Origin of the sequence: Fibrobacter succinogenes (assembly GCF_902779965.1) — a bacterium.
GTDB lineage: Bacteria > Fibrobacterota > Fibrobacteria > Fibrobacterales > Fibrobacteraceae > Fibrobacter > Fibrobacter succinogenes_F.
The window spans coordinates 1-18,541 of sequence record NZ_CACZDK010000044.1; the positions used below are offsets into that span (position 1 = coordinate 1).

The 18,541-nt window shown below is 47.2% G+C and carries 13 protein-coding genes; 7 read left to right on the top strand and 6 right to left on the bottom strand.

Annotated elements, in window-relative coordinates:
* The first annotated feature begins 290 nt into the window (after positions 1-290).
* From HUF13_RS15475 to HUF13_RS15495, 5 genes are all read left to right on the top strand, one after another.
* Positions 291-2,105, top strand: a complete 1,815-nt coding sequence (locus tag HUF13_RS15475; RefSeq protein ID WP_304039281.1) for a glycosyl hydrolase — start codon at positions 291-293, stop codon at positions 2,103-2,105.
* 150 nt (positions 2,106-2,255) lie between these two features.
* Positions 2,256-4,148 carry a glycosyl hydrolase gene (locus HUF13_RS15480; protein WP_173475961.1) on the top strand — a complete coding sequence of 631 codons (1,893 nt, stop codon included), beginning with the start codon at positions 2,256-2,258 and terminating at the stop codon, positions 4,146-4,148.
* Positions 4,149-4,214: 66 nt separating this feature from the next.
* The gene (locus HUF13_RS15485; protein ID WP_173475962.1) at positions 4,215-6,635 is read left to right on the top strand and encodes a DUF3536 domain-containing protein; all 2,421 of its coding nucleotides are present in this window, start codon (positions 4,215-4,217) and stop codon (positions 6,633-6,635) included.
* On the top strand, positions 6,635-7,156 hold the full coding sequence (gene hpt / locus HUF13_RS15490) for a hypoxanthine phosphoribosyltransferase (protein WP_173475963.1): 522 nt from the start codon (positions 6,635-6,637) through the stop codon (positions 7,154-7,156). Before HUF13_RS15485 ends, hpt begins: the two co-directional genes overlap by 1 nt.
* Positions 7,153-7,683, top strand: a complete 531-nt coding sequence (locus HUF13_RS15495) for a hypothetical protein (protein ID WP_173475964.1) — start codon at positions 7,153-7,155, stop codon at positions 7,681-7,683. Before hpt ends, HUF13_RS15495 begins: the two co-directional genes overlap by 4 nt.
* Positions 7,684-7,687: 4 nt before the next feature.
* On the opposite strand, the gene queA is transcribed toward HUF13_RS15495, so the two are convergent.
* The 4 genes from queA to gltX form a co-directional block, all read right to left on the bottom strand.
* On the bottom strand, positions 7,688-8,842 hold the full coding sequence (gene queA, locus HUF13_RS15500) for a tRNA preQ1(34) S-adenosylmethionine ribosyltransferase-isomerase QueA (RefSeq protein WP_304039283.1): 1,155 nt from the start codon (positions 8,840-8,842) through the stop codon (positions 7,688-7,690).
* A complete protein-coding gene (locus tag HUF13_RS15505; RefSeq protein ID WP_304039285.1) occupies positions 8,737-9,723 on the bottom strand; it encodes a YafY family protein in 987 nt (328 codons plus the stop codon). Before HUF13_RS15505 ends, queA begins: the two co-directional genes overlap by 106 nt.
* A gap of 11 nt (positions 9,724-9,734) precedes the next feature.
* Positions 9,735-10,892 (bottom strand): BON domain-containing protein, encoded by a 1,158-nt coding sequence (locus HUF13_RS15510; RefSeq protein WP_304039287.1) that lies wholly within the window; start codon positions 10,890-10,892, stop codon positions 9,735-9,737.
* A 177-nt stretch (positions 10,893-11,069) separates the two neighbouring features.
* Positions 11,070-12,530 (bottom strand): glutamate--tRNA ligase, encoded by a 1,461-nt coding sequence (gene gltX / locus HUF13_RS15515; RefSeq protein ID WP_173475966.1) that lies wholly within the window; start codon positions 12,528-12,530, stop codon positions 11,070-11,072.
* A 238-nt stretch (positions 12,531-12,768) separates the two neighbouring features.
* Between gltX and fabV the strand changes: the two genes are divergently transcribed.
* Together fabV and HUF13_RS15525 are read left to right on the top strand one after the other, a co-directional pair.
* Positions 12,769-13,998, top strand: coding sequence for an enoyl-ACP reductase FabV (fabV, locus tag HUF13_RS15520; protein ID WP_173475967.1), 1,230 nt, complete (start codon positions 12,769-12,771; stop codon positions 13,996-13,998).
* A gap of 189 nt (positions 13,999-14,187) precedes the next feature.
* Positions 14,188-15,624: a sodium:alanine symporter family protein gene (locus HUF13_RS15525; RefSeq protein WP_173475968.1), complete on the top strand. Its 1,437-nt coding sequence runs from the start codon at positions 14,188-14,190 to the stop codon at positions 15,622-15,624.
* Positions 15,625-15,864: 240 nt separating this feature from the next.
* Here the strand turns inward: HUF13_RS15525 and HUF13_RS15530 are convergent, their stop codons facing one another.
* Both HUF13_RS15530 and HUF13_RS15535 read right to left on the bottom strand, forming a co-directional pair.
* Complete coding sequence (locus tag HUF13_RS15530; RefSeq protein ID WP_173475969.1) at positions 15,865-17,139, bottom strand: hypothetical protein; 1,275 nt, start codon at positions 17,137-17,139, stop codon at positions 15,865-15,867.
* A 141-nt stretch (positions 17,140-17,280) separates the two neighbouring features.
* Complete coding sequence (locus HUF13_RS15535; protein WP_173475970.1) at positions 17,281-18,537, bottom strand: hypothetical protein; 1,257 nt, start codon at positions 18,535-18,537, stop codon at positions 17,281-17,283.
* Between the last annotated feature and the right edge of the window lie 4 nt (positions 18,538-18,541).

An 18,541-nucleotide genomic window follows, 5' to 3' on the forward strand; every position in this document is an offset into this window, starting at 1 on the left:
CTTGGAACATTTCCAAGGCTTTTGCCCACTCTTCTTCTGTGTGTTTCTTATACATGAAAACCCCGAAAGTTGTGTCCAACTTTCGGGGTTCACATCAAAAGCGGGACTTTTTCTTTAAATGTAACTGGATCTTTCCGCCTTTGGCGTCAGGATGACGTGGAGCATAACAATGCAGCCATTTTAATGCGAAAACTGACCCCGGAATAAATCCGTGGAGACATAGCAACAACAAAAATCTTTGAATTTGAAGTCCAAGAATATAGATTTAGAGATGGAGATATGGAATGTTTATGAAGCACTTTAACTACACAAATTTTGCCGTTACGGCAACTGTCGCAGCACTCGCAGGCACAGCTTTTGCTGCCAACCCCATCCGTTTAGAAGCCGAAGATGCAGTCCTTGCTAACGACCACAAAGTCGTTGTGACCGAAGACGCCAAGGCATCGGGCGGAAAGTTCGTCGCCATGAAAGAAGGCGATTTGGAATTCAAAGTTACAGTCCCTGCCACAGGCTATTACACGCTTTGGGCGAACTATCAATTACCGACAGAATCTGGCAGCAAAATTCAAAACTTGACAATCAACGGAACCTCTTCCGGGCAGATTTCGTTCGGGACATCTGACGATTTCAAGACAATCAAAGGCGCTGGGAAAATCAAGCTTACCGCTGGCGAAAATAAAATTGGAATTGTGCATAGCTGGGGCTGGGTCAACCTCGACTACATTGAGCTCACGGAATACGAAGCATCGCCATGGAGTATTTCACCGAACCCCGTTACACCGAACGCCACCGAAAGCGCCCAAAAGCTCTATAACTTTTTGCTGACCAATTTTGGCAAGCGCGTGATTAGCGGTGTGATGACAAACCGAGCCATGGAAAACGACGGCAAATACACGCCTCAAACGTACGAGACTCAAGAAGAGCTCAAATACATTCACGATGCCAGCGGCAAGAATGTGGTTCTCGTCGGTTTTGACTTTTTGCACGCTTCTGGCAAAAATTCCGAAGAACAATGGTACACCGGCTACACGCATGCCGCTCTCGAAATGGCAAAGTACGTTTGGAAAAAAGGCGGCATTCCGCAAATCAACTGGCATTGGAAAGACCCGATGCACGAAGTCGAAGCGTTCTACACAAAATCCAGCGGGAACGACCCCTACACCGATTTCAGCATTGGCAAGGCATACGACGAAGCAACAGGTAAATGGAAAACAGATAGCGACGAATACAAAGCTATTATGCGCGACATGAACATGATTGCAGACTCGCTTTTGACTTTGCAAAAAGAAGGTGTTGCCGTCCTTTGGCGCCCGCTTCACGAAGCAAGCGGAAAGTGGTTCTGGTGGGGCACCGATGGCGCTAAGCCATGCGTCGCCTTGTACAAGCTCATGTTCGATACTTTCGTGAATCAAAAAGGTCTCCGCAACTTGATTTGGGTATGGACCACCGACGAAGCGACTGACGCTCTCGACTGGTATCCGGGCGACGATTACGTAGATGTTGTTGGTCGCGACTACTATTACTACCCGCGCGAATCAAACCATTCTAGCCTTGTCGGCAGTTTCGAAACAGTGAAGGAAATGTTCGGAGGCAAGAAAATCGTGACGCTCAGCGAAAACGGTTCCGTGCCCTACCCCGACGAAATGAAGGCCGATGGCGCCAACTGGAGTTGGTTTATGCCGTGGTATGGCGATTACGCCATGGAAAGCTGGGCAAACGACAACAATGCCGAAAGCTGGAAAAAAGTGATGAACAACGATTACACGATTACGCTCGAAGACATGCCCGGCTGGGACAAATACGAAATTGAACCACCGCCGACAACGGGAATCAAGAGCGTCATGGCCGCGACAAAGATTACCGCTAATTTGGTTGTAATTGGAAAGATTCTGCACCTCAGCCTCCCGAGTGTAACCGCGGCAGGTTCCAGCGCAAGAGTCGCAATTTTCGACATGCAGGGGAACCAAGTGATGAACCGCGCCATCAACGGTGCAAACGCAAACATCAGCTTAAACGGAATCGCAGACGGGCAGTACATCGTGAAAGTGCAAGGAAATGGATTTACGCAAAGCAAGAAAATTCGTCTAGTTGGCAGTAGGCAGTAGTTCGTTGGCAGAGTCATTCTGGAGCGAAAGGACGGAATCCATACATCTCGAACAAGCTCTTGCAAGAAACGTATGGATCCTCGCTACGCAAGGATGACATCTATGTCCTAACTAATGACTATTGACTAGTAACTAAAATGGAGTGTGATTATGGGATATAAATTAAGCGCGGGCGTTTGTTCCGCAATGGTTATTGCCACAGCCGTCGCAACATCATCAGTTCATGCAGCACCAACGCTTTACGAAGCCGAAGATTTGAGCGGCGCAGCCGTGGCTGAAGGCGCAGACTTTTCAGGCGGTAAATACGCAAAGCCCGCCGATGCTAGCGGCATCACGTTTACGGTCAAAGTCGAAGAGACCGCTGTTTACGACATCACCACAAAAGTGTTCATCAAACAATACGACTGGATTACCTCCAAGATTGTAGTAAATGGCGTTGATGCCGGATCGCTTCTGACAACTCCGCGCAATTGCGATTCCAGCTACGTCATCAGCGCTTCGGCAAAGATGAAGGCTGGCGAAAACAAGATTACAGTTGGCAACCAGTCCATCGGCGTTGACTACATCACCGTCGAAAAACATCCTGATCCAGAGTTCAAAATCGGAACAGCGCCTGTAACGCCCAACGCATCAGAATCGGCGCGCAAAGTATTCTCGTTCCTCCGCGAGAACTTTATGAAAAAGACCATCAGCGGCATGATGATCAGCGACCAGAATTTCAATTACGATTACGGCAACATGAAACTTTTGAAGCCCGGCGAATGCACGCCTGCGGACTCCTGCAAGTACAGCGATGCAGAAGTTTCATGGAAAGGTCAAACGGACATTGCCGAATTCTACAAGCGTAGCGGCCACTACCCCGCTATTGGCGGCTTCGACATGCTCTTTGCAACAGGCGGCCATCATGAAGAGGGCTGGTTCAAGGGCTACACCGAAAACAACCTTGCCATGACCGAAGACCTTTGGAAAATGGGCGGCATCCCAACTTATACTTGGCACTGGAAAGTCGGCAAAGACACAGTATTCTACACCAAGGACACCTATCCAAATAACGGTTTCAACGCCAGCGGATGCACCGAAGGCGTCAAGGGCACCAGCGAGAACAACACCTGTTTCAACTACACCAAGGCTTTCAAAGGCGACAAGTGCAAAGAAATAAACGAAGCCTCGCAAGAATACAAGGATATCGTTGCGGACATCGATATTGTTTCGGGATACTTCCAGGAACTGCAAGACAAGGGAATCGCAGTTGTTTGGCGCCCGCTCCACGAAGCAAGTGGCGGTTGGTTCTGGTGGGGAGCCGGCAGCCCAGAATGTTACGTACAACTTTATCGTTTAGTATTCAACCGCATGGTCGTTACAAACAAGCTCACTAATTTAATTTGGGTTTGGAACATCAACACCGATCCGAGATTCGGTTACGATTACAGCGCGCTCAATGCAGCATGGTACCCCGGCGATGATTACGTAGATATTGTAGCCGTCGATATTTATGATCCGCTCAATGACCACAATTCTGGCGCAAATTATTTCAATAAAATCATAAGTGATGTCGGTACAAACAAAATGATTGCGCTCAGCGAAAACGGAGCCATCCCGGACATCGATAGCATTGCTGAAGACAAAGCCTATTGGAGCTATTGGATGACCTGGAGCCAAACCTGGAGTGGAAACTTCTTGGAAAAAACACCCACAGATATGTGGAAAAAGAATCTCGATGATGAACGTATAATAGCCCTCGACAACATGCCGGGCTGGGACAAAATTACCGTACACAATCCCGTAAAAAAACACGCCGCCAAGACCACAAATAACATAAATATCTCTGTCAACGGGAAATCACTTTCGTTCTCGACCCGCAACGATGGATTCGCAACCGTCACGATTTTCGACATGACCGGTCACCGCGTCGCAACGCTTTTACAAGGGCCTATTTCAGCCGGAACACACAATTTAAGCTTACAATCCATCACATCAGGCAATTACATCGTCAAAGCGAGTGTTAACCATCACAATAACATGCAAATTTTGCGTTTAAAATAGTCAGCGATGCAACATGTATTCTAAAAAAAAGGTTCACTTTTGAACCTTTTTTCTATTTTTACCAGTATGACCGAAAAGAATCCTCTTTATTTTACCATTCACGGACATTTTTATCAACCGCCTCGCGAAAATCCTTGGACTGGCGTTATTGAGAACCAGCCCAGTGCACGTCCGTTCCACGACTGGAACGAACGCATTGCAAGCGAGTGCTATAGCCCGAACTCCGCAAGCCGTATTTTAAATTCCAAAGGCAAAATTGTTGACATCGTCAACAACTACGATTTTATGAGTTTCAACATCGGCCCTACGCTGATGGGTTGGATCCGCACAAATACGCCAGACACTTACAAGCGCATTAAAGAAGCCGACAAGCGTAGCCAAGACCGTCTGAACGGTCACGGCAACGCTATTGCCCAAGTTTACAACCACATCATCATGCCTCTTGCAAGCGAGCAAGACAAACGTACGCAAATCCGTTGGGGCATCGAAGATTTCAAGTTCCATTTCGGTCGCATGCCCGAAGCTATGTGGCTTGCCGAAACAGCAATCAACTTTGAAACCGTTGTTGAACTCATCAAGGCGGGCATCAAGTACACCATTCTCTCGCCCACGCAGGCAAACAGATTCCGCAAGTTTGGCGACAAGAAATGGACCGATTGCAGTAACACAGATATTGACACAACACGCCCGTACCGCATTTTCCCGCGTGACAAGGACGGCAATCTCGTCTGCGAGGGCTACCTCGACGTATTCTTCTACAACCCGTGGCTTTCGAGTGCTGTCGGTTTCGAACATTTGCTCCGCGATGCAGGAACATTCGGTCACCGCATCCAAAGCGCTTGGGATTCTAACCGTAACGAACCTCAGCTCGTAAGCATCGGTACCGATGGTGAATCTTACGGACACCATGAACCGTTCGGCGATATGTGCGCCGCATGGCTTTACAACAAGTTCGCACAAGAAAACAACATGGTTCCAGTGAACTATGGTTGGTACCTCGAAAAGTTCCCGCCCAAGCACGAAGTCGAACTCAAGAATTTCTATGGCGAAGGATGCGCCTGGAGTTGCGCTCACGGCGTTGGTCGCTGGTACAGAGACTGCGGTTGCTCCACCGGCGGTGGCCCCGATTGGAACCAGAAATGGAGAGGCCCGCTCCGCGATGCATTCAACCACCTGAAAGAAGTAGCAGACAATATTTTCGTCCGCGAATTCGAAAAGATTTCGAAAATTGATCCGTGGGAAGCGCGCAACAATTACATCCAAGTTATCGTTGCTCCCGAAGACGAATCCCGCAAGGAAAAGTACCTCCAGGAAACGCTCAAGGAACCCGACAATCAAGAAATCCGCGCCAAGGCTATACGACTTCTCGAAACCCAGAAGTTCTGCTTGTTCAGCTTTACAAGTTGCGGTTGGTTCTTCAACGATATCGAAGGACTTGAACCGGTACAGAACATGCGTTACGCCCTCCGCGCCATGCAGCTTTTGAAGCCGTTCCTCCCCATGGGCGACAACCTCAAGAGCGAAATTCTGTACATTCTCGCCCGCGCCACAAGTAACGAACATAAGTGGAACGGCGCCGAAGTATTCACGAAGTACGCCGAAGAAAATGTTCCGTCCGTCATCAAGCAGATGGCAGAACGCGCGACCATTTACCACCTCGAACTCGAAGACGATTACCTCAACAAGGATTCCCGTATCACGGCAACGAAGATTGCGTCCCGCCGTCGCCAGACGTTGGTGCGTACATCTTACGAAGACAAAGACCTCGGTGAATCCTGCGTGACCACGAACTTGGTCGTTACAGACCAGCTCAGCCGCGTGAACATCGTCGTTGCCATGGGTGAGGAACAAGAAAGTGGGCTAACCTTCGTTACCGATCCGAACATGACGACCGAGCAGCTTCACGAACTTTACCCGACAGCATACGTTGTCCGCATGAGCAATCTCGCGAGCGATTCTCTGAAGCGCATCAACCAGCTTTCGACGCAGATGCACCTCGAAAACATCACGAAGTCGTTCTCCGGTTTCGCTTTGAATCACGGTATTTCCATCGACAGCCTTGCCGACCCCGACCATACTTTGCCGGACACCATGCGCAAGATCCTCACCGTGGAAATCAACGCACGAATCCACCATGCGGCATTGCTATTGTTGAACGAGCACAACCAAGCCATCATCGATGAGATCAAGGAACTCATCACCGAAGCAACAGCGCTCAACACGCACTTCAGCTTTGGCGGCCTTGGCCATATGTTCTTCCACAAGCTCACATTGCTCATCGATGAAGTTTCCAAGAAGTACGATGAAAAGACACTCAACTACATCACGGATCTTATTACGGTTGCCGATTGGCTGAAGCTCTACATCAACAAAACTTCTCTCGAAAACTACGTCTTTGGATTCTACAAGGAATACAAGGCCGAGCCAAAGGGAAAATTCGCAGCTCTCAAGCTGATGTTCCAATGGCTCAATTTTGAGGTCGATTAATGTTCAAATTGTCAAATGCCCCGCTCATAAACGCGCAGCAAATTGACAAGCGCCTGGAATCACTCGCCCAAGAATTAAAGGCGAGTGATTTCGACGTTATTTTATCCGCACTTACAGGCAGTTACATTTTTACAGCTGACATATCCCGCCGCATAGCAAAGCCCAACCTGCAAATCGCATTCATCAAGGCTTCGAGTTATGGCGATTCCACCGAATCACAAGGAAAAGTCAAAATTAGCGGGATCGAAAATCTTGATATTAAAGGCAAACGAATTCTTATCGTTGACGATATTCTTGACACGGGAAATACGATGTTCTCCATCGTCAAAACCCTCACGGGGCTAGGCCCCGCATCCATCAAGGCTTGTGTACTGTTGAATAAGGAATCAAGACGAACCGTGGATTATCACGCTGATTTCGTCGGTTTTGAAATAGAAAATAAATTTGTGGTCGGCTACGGTCTCGACTATGCAAACGATTACCGTACCCTGCCCGAAATATGGACTCTTGAAGAAGTATGATAGAAAACAACGACAACAACAATAGCACAAATGAAAACGATGATTTGAACGAAGTCAAGAAACATGCGACCATGACGTTTGCCGCCATCGAACGAAGCTTTACACGCATGGCTTACCGCAAGAGAAACGTCATCCGCATCATCGTTTGCCTATTATTCTTCATTGCAGGATACAAAGCCAATACAATATTCAGCAGCAAAATTCCGACAGAAAAAATCATCGAGAAAATTGCAGCACAGCCAGACCTTCCGAACAAGTGCAAATACCGCTATGACCGTTCCATGGAATACGCCATCATGCACGAATGCGTATTCTCTCACGACACGCCAACAGACGTGACCAAGCTCATCCAGCGCATCAATTACTGCTCTTGCGCCTTGGAACGTGTACAAAAAAAGAAGCCCTTCCAGAAGATGTTCGAAAACAATCTGGAGGACTTCACTTTCAAGATTCGAGAAGAAATTTTGTGCAAGGATGAAAAGATTCCCCCTGCACTGGAAATGGATTCCGTTTCTTCGTCAAAATAGCGTTCTACAAAATAAGCATTCCATCGCCGTAGCTGAACAATTTGAGTTTGTTCTCTACGGCCATTTTGTATGCGGCGAGCGTGTTTTCACGGCCATAGAATGCAGAAACAAGCAAAATGAGAGAACTCTTTGGCCAATGGAAATTGGTTAAAAGTCCGTCCACCAATTTATACTTGTATCCCGGATAAAAGAACGCATAGGTTACGCCCTTTTGCGGTTTCAAGAATCCGTTTGCATCGGCAATCGTCTCGACCACGCGCGTACTCGTTGTACCGACAGTCACGATACGGCCACCTTCGCGTTTGGCCTTGTTGATGATGTCCGCATTTTCCTTGGTGAGTTCGTAATGCTCGCCGTGCATTTTGTGCTGCGAAAAATCTTCGACAGAAATATTCTGGAACGTGCCCGGCCCTACATGGAGCGTCACTTCGGCGACATAAACACCTTTCGCTTTCAAATCGTCAAGCATTTGTTCGCTAAAGTGAAGGCTTGCCGTTGGAGCCGCCACAGCACCAGCATACTTTGCAAAAATGGTCTGGTACGCTTTTTTATCGTCTTCGTCATCAGGGCGGTCAATGTAAGGCGGCAGCGGAACGTGCCCTTCCTTGTTCATGACCTCTTCCATTTCGGCAGGAGTTTTTTCGAAACGGAGAACGCGGTTGCCGTCTTCTTCATGAACTTCTTCCACAAACGTGCGCACGCCAGCAAGTTTGAGTTCGCGCCCGACCTGGAAAGCCTTGCCCGGATGCACTTTAGCTTCGAAGCGGGCTTCACCTGCTTCAGACGGGTTCAGCGCCTGCACCAAGAGGACTTCGACCTGGCCGCCAAATAGCGTTTCACCATAGAGACGTGCCGGAATCACCTTCGTATTGTTCACCACGAGGCAATCGCCCGGTCGGAACAAGTCGACAATTTCTGGAGCCTTCATGATGCGGCGTTCTCCGCCATCTTTAGGGCAATACAGAATATGCGTTTTGCCTTTACCCGCCGTGCGGGAAGCTATCAATTCTTTTGGAAATTCAAAGTTATAATCAGAAAGACGACAGTCCATCTTTATGCCTTCATCTCTTTCAAGGTACTTTTCAAACGTTCCAGCATTTCCGTTTTCAGCGATTCCGGCTTCAGGATTTTCACATCCGGCAATACGCCAAACAGCCATGTTTTAAAGTCCGGAGTCACGCGGAGTTTCAACGTCACGATTGTATTTCCGTCCTTATCTTCGTTGATTTCGGCAACCGGCGAAAAACGAGACTTGTTAAACTGAGTCTTAAGCCAGCCAGACTTGACAAGAAGCGTAATAGTTTGCGGATCTTCTGTAGAAACATACTTTCCGAAAGCGTACTTGTAATGTTCTTCAACACAGAATGATTCATCCAAACGAGCGACGCACTTATTCGTTTGGGCAATGTTCAAGATATTTTCAACAAGATAATTCTTTAAGATATGCGTTTCGGGATAGTCATCGTCAGCGGCAATTAAGTAAAGCGTATCGATTCGCATTACAAGTTTAACAGGGCTAACTTCAATCGTTTTCTTTTCGCCATCTTCGTTTGTGCTCTTGTATGTAATACGGATCTTAAAGCCTTCACGAATTGCAGACAAAAGTCTCGAAACCGTAGAATCTTGAGCTTTGTGGTCGCAGAACGGACCGTAATCCATAATGTAGTTCGGATCAAGCGTAATAGCTTCGGCCTTGAATCCATCAGGATCTGTTGTCTGCATTGACGAGATAACACTGTCGATGAGCTTTCTATTTTTCAAATCCAACGGAGTCGTATCATTCATCGTCTTCTTCAGCTTTTCGAGCTGCTTAACGATTTTCTGGTTGAAATCGACTTTTTGTTCGGTTTGAATAACATAGAATGTTTCGCCTTCTTTCTTGAACTTATGGAGACCGCAGTTTTCTTGCTCCAAAGCATTCAAGTGACGAAAAATCGTTCTAGGGCCACAACCCATAGCATCAGCAAGCATCGAGACCGTCATCGGCACACGAAGTTTGCATTTGATGTTATTAATCTTCTCATATCCAGTAGCCATCATTCCTCCTTTTTTCATGCCTTAGATATTCTAAGGCGGTTCCCAACAGCTACAGACCGTGCAAATCCTGCAACAGCCAATAGCGCAAATTCTCTCTGAACAATATTGGTCACTCTTCCCTCCACCAAGAATCGTTTCCCAACATATGTCACATGTACAAATGAATTTTTCAAGAATCGATATGATGCCAGTTTATTCATAATCCGGCGGCAAAGATCCTGTTTTCCAAGGTTTTCCTTTAGAATTGCAGTTCCGTGCATATTCAACGAAACAATGCCAGGAATGCTCTCTATTTTGGACTTCAGTTCATTCGGATAAACGTCATCCTCGTAATAGAAAGTCACCTTTGCAGCGCCCGACTTGACTTTAACGCTATACTTGAAAATAGGATGGGCGGCATCGTCCATGATATTCCAAATACATTGTTCTAAATCAGCATCGGAGATTCTTGAATTTTTACGAACGCGCACCATGTTGACACAGCCTCGCAATCCAGCAATTTCGCTGACACTCGTCTGTATTGCACGTTTCGTCGCAAGGCAATCCACAAAGCCTCGCAAATAAACAATTCCCTGCCCCGCTTCTACCATGATATCTTCACTGAGTCCATCCGATAAAAGCTCTAGCTGTTTTCGCACAACTAAAACGACATCGCCATTGGGCGGGTTTTCTGCGTAACGCGGATAACTCATAAAGACAATCAAACCATCATCCATTTTCACAACAAGCTTGTCCTTGGTTTCGTCCTTGACAACACCAACGGCAACTCCAAACTGCTTGCGGAGAACATGATAGATATGATCACCAAGCAAAGTATGTACGCACTGAGCAGGCAAAAGCCTGTAACCTTCAGGCGCCGCCTCACGCTCTATTGAAATTTTTGGTCCTTCGAACTTTGCGTCTGCAGATCCGTTTTTGTAAACGACAACATCCCTATCGCTAGACTGGAAAAAACTCTTGACGATGCAAGGCCGAGCGGCCCCTTCGAAATAAAGCCAGTCGCCCGGGAAAATTCGGTTGTAACCATAGACCTTCGCATAATCAGAAGGTTCATCTTTGTGGCAAAATGCAAACTCCTGCGAGAATGCCACATGGAAAGTTCCACAATGCGTACAGACGCAAAGCAGCGGAATCCCGCGTTCAATTCCCCCATACGTTGAATACTCTTCCATGGCGCAAACGTCATGGCGAACCGCCTGCCGACATTGCCGGCAGTACAGCTGCTGCGAGTACAAACGATAAGGAAAATATTGACGCATGGATTAGTGGTTGGTGGTTAGTGGTTAGTGGTTAGTGATAGTGGATGAAGTCATCCTGTTTACTAGCCACTGTTTACTAACCACTGTATCCTATTTCATCAGCGGGAGTGCCACGTCGATGCGGCGGAGCACTTCTTCCTTTCCGATAAGTTCGAACATTTCCCAAAGGCCAGGGCCTGCGGTCACGCCAGACACGGCAAGGCGCGGTGCACCGACGAGTTCACCGACCTTGTGGCCGCAACGTTCAGCGAGTTCATAGAATCCCTTCTCGATGACAGGAGTCTTGAAGTCGTCGATTGCGGCGAGCATGTCGCGCACGAGCGTTGCGATTTCCTTGGAGCCTTCGCCAAAATGCTTCTTCGCACCCTTTTCGTCGTATTCCGTCGGAGCGACAAAGAAGTACTTCGCCATCGTGGCGAGGTCCTGCACAAAATGCGCACGCGGCTTGAGCTGCTTCACGATTTCGAGCAAGCGTTCATTCGGTTCGGCGCTCGTATCAACGCCAATAGCCTTGAGGCCATCGACCATAATGCCCTTGAGGAATTCATCGTCGCACAGGTGAATGTGCTGGCCGTTCATCCACTGGAGCTTCTTTTCATCAAAGCTGGCGGACTTCGGGTTGATACGTTCGAGCGTAAAGCAATCAATCATTTCCTTGATGGTCATGACTTCGCGATCATCGCCCGGGTTCCAGCCGAGGAGCGCAAGGTAGTTCACGAGCGTTTCGGGCAAGTAACCAAGGTCGCGGAAGTCACCCACGGAGGCTGCACCCTTGCGCTTAGAAAGCTTACCGCCATTCTTGTCGAGGATCACCGGCAGGTGGCACCATACAGGCGGCTGCCAGCCAAAGGCCTTGTACAAGAGTTCGTGCTTCGGCGTGGAGCTGATCCATTCGTCACCGCGGAGCACGTGCGTCGTGCCCATGTAGTGGTCATCCACAACGCTTGCAAAATGGTAAGTCGGGTAACCGTCGCGCTTGATGAGCACGAGGTCGTCCAAGAGTTCGTTCTGGTAGCTGATGTGGCCGCGAATCATGTCGTCGAATTCTGTAACGCCAGATTCCGGAACCTTGAAGCGGATCACGGCCTTTTCACCAGCGGCAATGCGAGCTTCGGCTTCTTCGCGGGAAATATTACGGCAGTGGCGGTCGTAACCGGTGACCGGCACGTGAGACTTTTCTTGTTCAGCGCGAACTTCCTGCAAACGTTCCTCGGAACAGAAGCAGTAGTAAGCGTAACCAGCATCCAGAAGCTTCTTGATTTCGCGGTGGTAAATGTCCAGACGTTCGCTCTGGAAGTACGGACCGCAATCGCCTTCGCAACCCGGACCTTCGTCCCACTGGAGTCCGAGCCATTTGAGGTCGCGCATCAAATCATGAAGAGCCGTTTCGTTGTAACGCTTGCGGTCAGTATCTTCAATGCGCAGGTAGAACGTACCGCCCATGTGCTTGGCAAAGAAGTAGTTGTAAATAGCCGTGCGAGCACCACCCACATGCAAATAACCCGTGGGGCTCGGTGCAAAGCGTACACGAACAGGACTTTTTTCAGTCATATTATCCTCTATAAATTCTTTAAATTTTTTGTGACAAAAAATAGCAAATTCCATTGTATAAAATTTAATTAGCCGTGTGTTTTCAGGCTTATCTCCCACATATTTTCTGCCATAAACTTTTAAAGTTATCACATAAATATTACAGAATTACGTTTTAGCCTTTCATTTTTTTTCTATTTCTCAAACAACCTCTTTTTAATTGCTAACTTGCGAGCGAAATAAAACCGATGGAGTCAAAATGATCATCAAGCCAATGATTCGCAGCAACATGTGTGTCAACGCCCATCCGAAGGGCTGCGCAGCCGATGTCAAGCACCAAATCCAATATGTCGAAAAGAAATTTGAAGAACGCGGTATTTTAAACAACATCCCCAAGGATGCACCAAAGACAGTCCTCGTTCTCGGTTGCTCTACAGGTTATGGTCTCGCAAGTCGAATCACCGCCGCATTTGGCTACAAAGCAACAACCATCGGCGTTTCATTTGAAAAGGAAGGCTCCGACGGTTTGACCGAAGGTTCACGCGAAAAAACAGGCACACCAGGCTGGTACAACAACATGGCTTTTGATAAATTCGCCAAAGAAGCGGGCCTGGAATCCGTAACATTTAACGGAGACGCCTTCTCGCACGAAATGCGCAAAAACGTGATTGACACGCTCAAAAAAATGGGCAAGAAAATAGACCTGTTAGTTTATAGTGTCGCAAGTTCTGTGCGCATCGATCCAGACAACGGAACAATTTATCGTAGCGTTTTAAAACCCGTTGGCAGCATATTCTCCGGCGCAACCATCGACTTCAAGACAGGCCGCATCAGCACCATCAGCGCACAACCCGCCACCGACGAAGAAGTCACAAATACAGTAAAAGTAATGGGCGGCGAAGACTGGGCGCTTTGGGTACATCAACTCCAAAAAGCAGGCGTACTTGCCGAAGGCGTAAAGACAGTCGCTTATTCGTACATCGGTCCAAAGCTTTCGCATGCGATTTACCGCGAAGGCACCATCGGCTCTGCGAAAAAGCACCTCGAAGCAACCGCCCGCGAACTCCACAAAGAATTGCAAAAAGACTTGCACGGCGAAGCCTACGTTTCTGTGAACAAAGGACTCGTGACGCGTTCTAGTGCTGTCATTCCCATCATCCCGATGTACATTTCCGTGCTGTTCAAGGTCATGAAAGAACAAGGCACTCACGAAGGCTGCATCGAGCAAATGGAACGCCTCATGACCGAGCGCCTATATACAGGCTCTAGCGTCCCGACAGATGAAAATCACCTGATCCGCATTGACGACTACGAATTGGATCCCAAAGTTCAGGCAGAAGTGGACAAGCGCATGGCAACAATCACGCAAGAAAACCTTGCCGAAATAGGCGATTTCGAAGGATACCGCCACGATTTCCTCGCCACAAACGGTTTCGATATCAAGGGAGTCGATTACTCGGCCAATGTCGCCACACTGACGAGCATCTAACAACATCAAAGCCTTTTGACTTTTACAAATCCTGATCTAGCATCAGGATTTTTTTCATCGGCTGTAATAAAACTCATCATAGTCGATTTCGTCATAAAATAAGGTAAGAAAAAGCGACAATAAAAACATAACACCATCAAACATTATTTCTACCTTTTAGGCAAAACCCCTTAACATCAAGGACAACTTATGGAAACACTCAATTCAATCCTCGATTCAATCGACGGATACGTTTGGGGAGTCCCCCTCATTGTCGTCATCCTATTCGTAGGCATTCTCCTGACAATCCGTCTCGGCTGTCTACAAGTCATGAACTTGCACAACGCGCTGCGCTTTATGATGCACAGCGAAAAGGACGGCGCAGGTGAAGTCTCCAGTTTTGGCGCACTCTGCACCGCACTTGCCGCCACAATTGGAACAGGTAACATCGTCGGTGTTGCAACAGCAATTGGCACCGGTGGCCCCGGCGCATTATTTTGGATGGAAGTCGCCGCATTCCTCGGCATGGCCACCAAATATGCCGAAGGCTTGCTTGCCGTCAAATACCGCAAAGTCGGAAGCGACGGTAAAGTTCTCGGCGGTCCGTTCTACTATATCGAAACAGGCATCAAGGAAAGATTCGGCTGGAACATGAAATGGCTTGCTGTGATTTTTGCCGTATTCGGCATGTGCGCAGGTCTCCTCGGCATCGGTACTATCACACAAGTTAACGGTATCACAAGCGCTATGGCACGCCTGACCCCGAACGCCCCTGAATTTGTAAACATCGGCGGAAACTCCGTGAGCATCACGACTGCCATCGCCGGCTTCCTTGTCACAGCATTTGCGGCAACAGTTATTATCGGCGGGCTCAAGCGTATCGCCAAAGTTTCTACTTACATTGTTCCCATCATGGCAATCGTCTACATTTTCGCCTGCATGTTGCTTTTGCTCCTCAACTTCTCGCAAATTTCAAGCGCTATCGAAACGATTGTCAAAGCCGCATTCAATCCATCCGCAATCACGGGCGGCGCAGTTGGCTCCATCTTTATCGCTATGCAAAAAGGTATTGCCCGCGGAATCTTCAGTAACGAAGCAGGCCTCGGATCTGCTCCGATTGCAGCAGCAGCCGCAAAGACAAAGGAACCGGTACGTCAAGGTCTCGTTTGCATGACGGGCACGTTCTTCGATACGATTATCATTTGTACGATGACCGGCCTTGCCATCGTAGTCTCGGGCGCTTGGGACCCGAAGCTCGGACTCGAAGGCGTTAACATCACGATGGAAGCATTCTCCCGCGGCCTAGCTATTATTCCTGGTGGCGCTATGATTGCTCCATACTTCCTCGCAATAGCCCTAGTGTTCTTTGCATTCACCACCATTCTCGGTTGGGCCTACTACTCCGAAAAATGCTTACAATACCTGATGGGGCACAAAGACAAAAAAGCAATCCTCACCTACCGCTGGCTTTATATTTTCGCCATTTTCATCGGACCATACCTCACGGTAAGCGCCGTCTGGACAAGCGCAGATATTTTCAACGGCCTTATGGCATTCCCGAACCTGATAGCGCTAATTCTTCTCTCTGGAATTGTGGCAAACGAAACAAAGACGTTCCTTGCTAAGTTCAAGGGAGAGAGGAAATAACTAGTCACTAGTAACTAGTTACTAGTTATTAGTCATTGATTATTGGACATTAGACATTAATATGGTAGCCCGCGAAAGCGGGCTTTCATTTTATAAGCGAGATGGAGGCTTAATCCGATATGATAACCGGAGTGACTAAAAGACGGGAATGAAACATGCACAAACAAAGCGCAGGCAAATATAGTGCATACAAAAAGACCTCCCATGCGGGAGGTCTTTTAAAATTCATTTGATGTTCAATTATTGAAGCTTACATTCGACCGTTTCTGCACCAGTGAATTCTACGCAGATATTGTCGAAAGCTACATCGCCATCATTCAACATGCCAATTTCGCCACCAACGTTGCTAAAGCCCCAAGACTGAGTACCCTTGTCAGTGAAAGTCTTAGTCTTGTATGTCATTGTAAACGAAACCGGAGAAGAATCGGCCTTCATGCTGCAAAGGACACTGACGCTCGGATGGTAACCAGGATTGCTCCATTTACCTCTAATCGACATACAACCCTTATTCTTCACCTGAATAGGATCCTGCGGAAGTTGCCCTTCAATTTCAAACAAGTAATCTGGCGCAGTCTTATCAGTAGAAATAACGGTATCACACTGAACAGCAAAAACAGTATTATCATCGTTGCTGACGTTCACAACTGGAGCAGCCATCTGATTCTTTGCTGTAAATGTCTGAGTTGCACTCGTATCAGAACCAACAGCACCCAACCATTCATAACCAGTAATTTGAGCTCCAGGTGAGGTACAACCCGTCACAGTCCAAGCACCACCAACAGTGATATCGGGTTTCAGATCAGCAGCTTTACACTTACAGCCCGTAATCGGAGCCCCGTTCACCTGGACCGGTGTGCAAGTAAGATCATACGAAGAACCATTCACATCGATATGAAGGCGTGCATTATGTTTACCCGAAGCTGGATAGTATACTTTATGGTTTATGCCATTATAATTGCTAACAGAAGCCGAAGCAGGCAAACCATCAGAAGTCGTCCAGACAAACGTAGACCTCAATATCCAGCCATTAGGGAATGTGGTAGGATCGTTATTAAAGACCCAAGTCACAGAATCGCCACGGTTAACAACAGGATCTTTAGGACTGCAAGTTCCAGCTTCATTACCAGGTCCAACAATAACTGAGGAAGAAGAAGAATAAACAGGAACCGGACCAGACTGAGAAGAAGATGAGTAACTAGGTCCCGTGCCGTCAGACGAAGACGTATAAATGACTATGCTACTCGAAGAAAATCTATTCACCGGAGTTGTAGAACTGGAGGACCTTCTGTTCGTAGTTTTAGAAGAACTCGACGGTTTTGAAACAATCTTACATTCCGGACACAGCAAACTAAGGGTAGCATCAAAGGATGCAATGACTTCTCCATCCGGCATATCAGCCATTTCCTTCATTGTTTTATCATTTTCAGATGGCTCAATAATTTCGCCACTACCGCAAGCCCAAAAACTTGCAGCAATTCCAAAAGCAATCATTCCTGCGTAAATCTTTTTATTCATAAAAAACCTCTTAGCCGAAAAATAAATTATTTCAAGACAATATGCAAATTCTGTAAGTGAATTTTATTGCGGATTTAACGAAAAAACGCCCCGGATTAAGTTCCGAGGCGCTTCGTAAAGTTAATTATACACGAAGTGTGTTTATAAGTCAAAAAAGCAGCTTTCGGGATAACCAGGATACTCGGGATCACAAACATCAAGTTCCCTGGACGAACTCGATTTTACTTCTACCTCTCCAGATGATGAGCTTTCCACAATAAATTCTTCAGAAGAAGAACTTACAGGCATAGCCTCAACTTCAAGTAAAGAACCATAATCGTCATCATCCAACTCATTACGGTTGCACAACTTCGATTTATTCCCAGACCAAATCATAATCGGTTCCTTAGTCCCCGGCGTAGAGTACGTCACTCTAATTCTTGTCGAGCCGGTCCCCGACACTTCACCAGAAACAATTTCAGCAGAAGCATCTTTAATTATCCACTCATACTTGCCTTCTAGTTCATTGCCATCTTTATCAACGATATACCAGTCAACAGATTCACCGACAAAAACCTTGCGCTTGCTTACAGCACAATAGCCCGCTATAGAACTAGAGGACTCTGCCGACGAAGATTCCGGTTCCGAAGAAGATGATTCCGGTTCCGAAGAAGAGCTTACAGGATCGCTCTTGGAAACAACATCAACGTTATCGCATTCAAAGCCCTTACTATTAAAAGTTAGAGTCGGGCCAAATTTTCTACCCTTTGTCGAGAACTTCACCAAAAGTTCCGGCGTTCCGGTACCTGTAATTTTCCCATCGAAAACCCAGTTCTTTGCATCCTCGTCGTTAAAGCTCCATGTGAACTCAGCCTCTTGTAAAGAGCCTTCATCCGGGACATAACGCCAGCTAATTTCGTCACCAACATAAACGACATTCGGCTTGGTCAAAACGCACTTGCCCTTAGTCTCAAGCTTTACACTTGAACTGCTTGCGGCGCTAGAAGAGCTGTTCGCTGTTTTAGAACTACTGCTTGTCGATCCGCTAGAACTGGGATTTTCGCCCTTAGAGCTACTAGTATTTGTATTACCTGAGCTAGAGGATTTCGAAGTATTTCCACTACTTGAAGATTTCGAAGACTCTCCACCATTACCTTTGGAACTACTGCTAGACTTTACTACATCAGCCACACAACCTTCCTCTTGGCCTTTCTTGCTTTTGCAGTATTCAATATATGGCTTCAAAAAATCATCTAGATTCTTCTGGTAGTCCTTCTTCGTCGAATCCAGTTTTTCTAACAAAGTAGCCTTAACTCTTTCATCATCATCGGAAGCTTTGAAGATTTCTCCTTCACCACAGCCCCACATGAAAGCCATTGCAGACGAAAGCAATAACGGTATAAACTTTTTCCTATCCATAATA

Coding starts and splice junctions, on each gene's coding strand:
- HUF13_RS15475 (WP_304039281.1), top strand. CDS start 291: ATGAAGCACTTTAACTACACAAATTTTGCCGTTACGGCAACTGTCGCA.
- HUF13_RS15480 (WP_173475961.1), top strand. CDS start 2,256: ATGGGATATAAATTAAGCGCGGGCGTTTGTTCCGCAATGGTTATTGCC.
- HUF13_RS15485 (WP_173475962.1), top strand. CDS start 4,215: ATGACCGAAAAGAATCCTCTTTATTTTACCATTCACGGACATTTTTAT.
- hpt (WP_173475963.1), top strand. CDS start 6,635: ATGTTCAAATTGTCAAATGCCCCGCTCATAAACGCGCAGCAAATTGAC.
- HUF13_RS15495 (WP_173475964.1), top strand. CDS start 7,153: ATGATAGAAAACAACGACAACAACAATAGCACAAATGAAAACGATGAT.
- queA (WP_304039283.1), bottom strand. CDS start 8,842: ATGGCTGTTTGGCGTATTGCCGGATGTGAAAATCCTGAAGCCGGAATC.
- HUF13_RS15505 (WP_304039285.1), bottom strand. CDS start 9,723: ATGATGGCTACTGGATATGAGAAGATTAATAACATCAAATGCAAACTT.
- HUF13_RS15510 (WP_304039287.1), bottom strand. CDS start 10,892: ATGGAAGAGTATTCAACGTATGGGGGAATTGAACGCGGGATTCCGCTG.
- gltX (WP_173475966.1), bottom strand. CDS start 12,530: ATGACTGAAAAAAGTCCTGTTCGTGTACGCTTTGCACCGAGCCCCACG.
- fabV (WP_173475967.1), top strand. CDS start 12,769: ATGATCATCAAGCCAATGATTCGCAGCAACATGTGTGTCAACGCCCAT.
- HUF13_RS15525 (WP_173475968.1), top strand. CDS start 14,188: ATGGAAACACTCAATTCAATCCTCGATTCAATCGACGGATACGTTTGG.
- HUF13_RS15530 (WP_173475969.1), bottom strand. CDS start 17,139: ATGAATAAAAAGATTTACGCAGGAATGATTGCTTTTGGAATTGCTGCA.
- HUF13_RS15535 (WP_173475970.1), bottom strand. CDS start 18,537: ATGGATAGGAAAAAGTTTATACCGTTATTGCTTTCGTCTGCAATGGCT.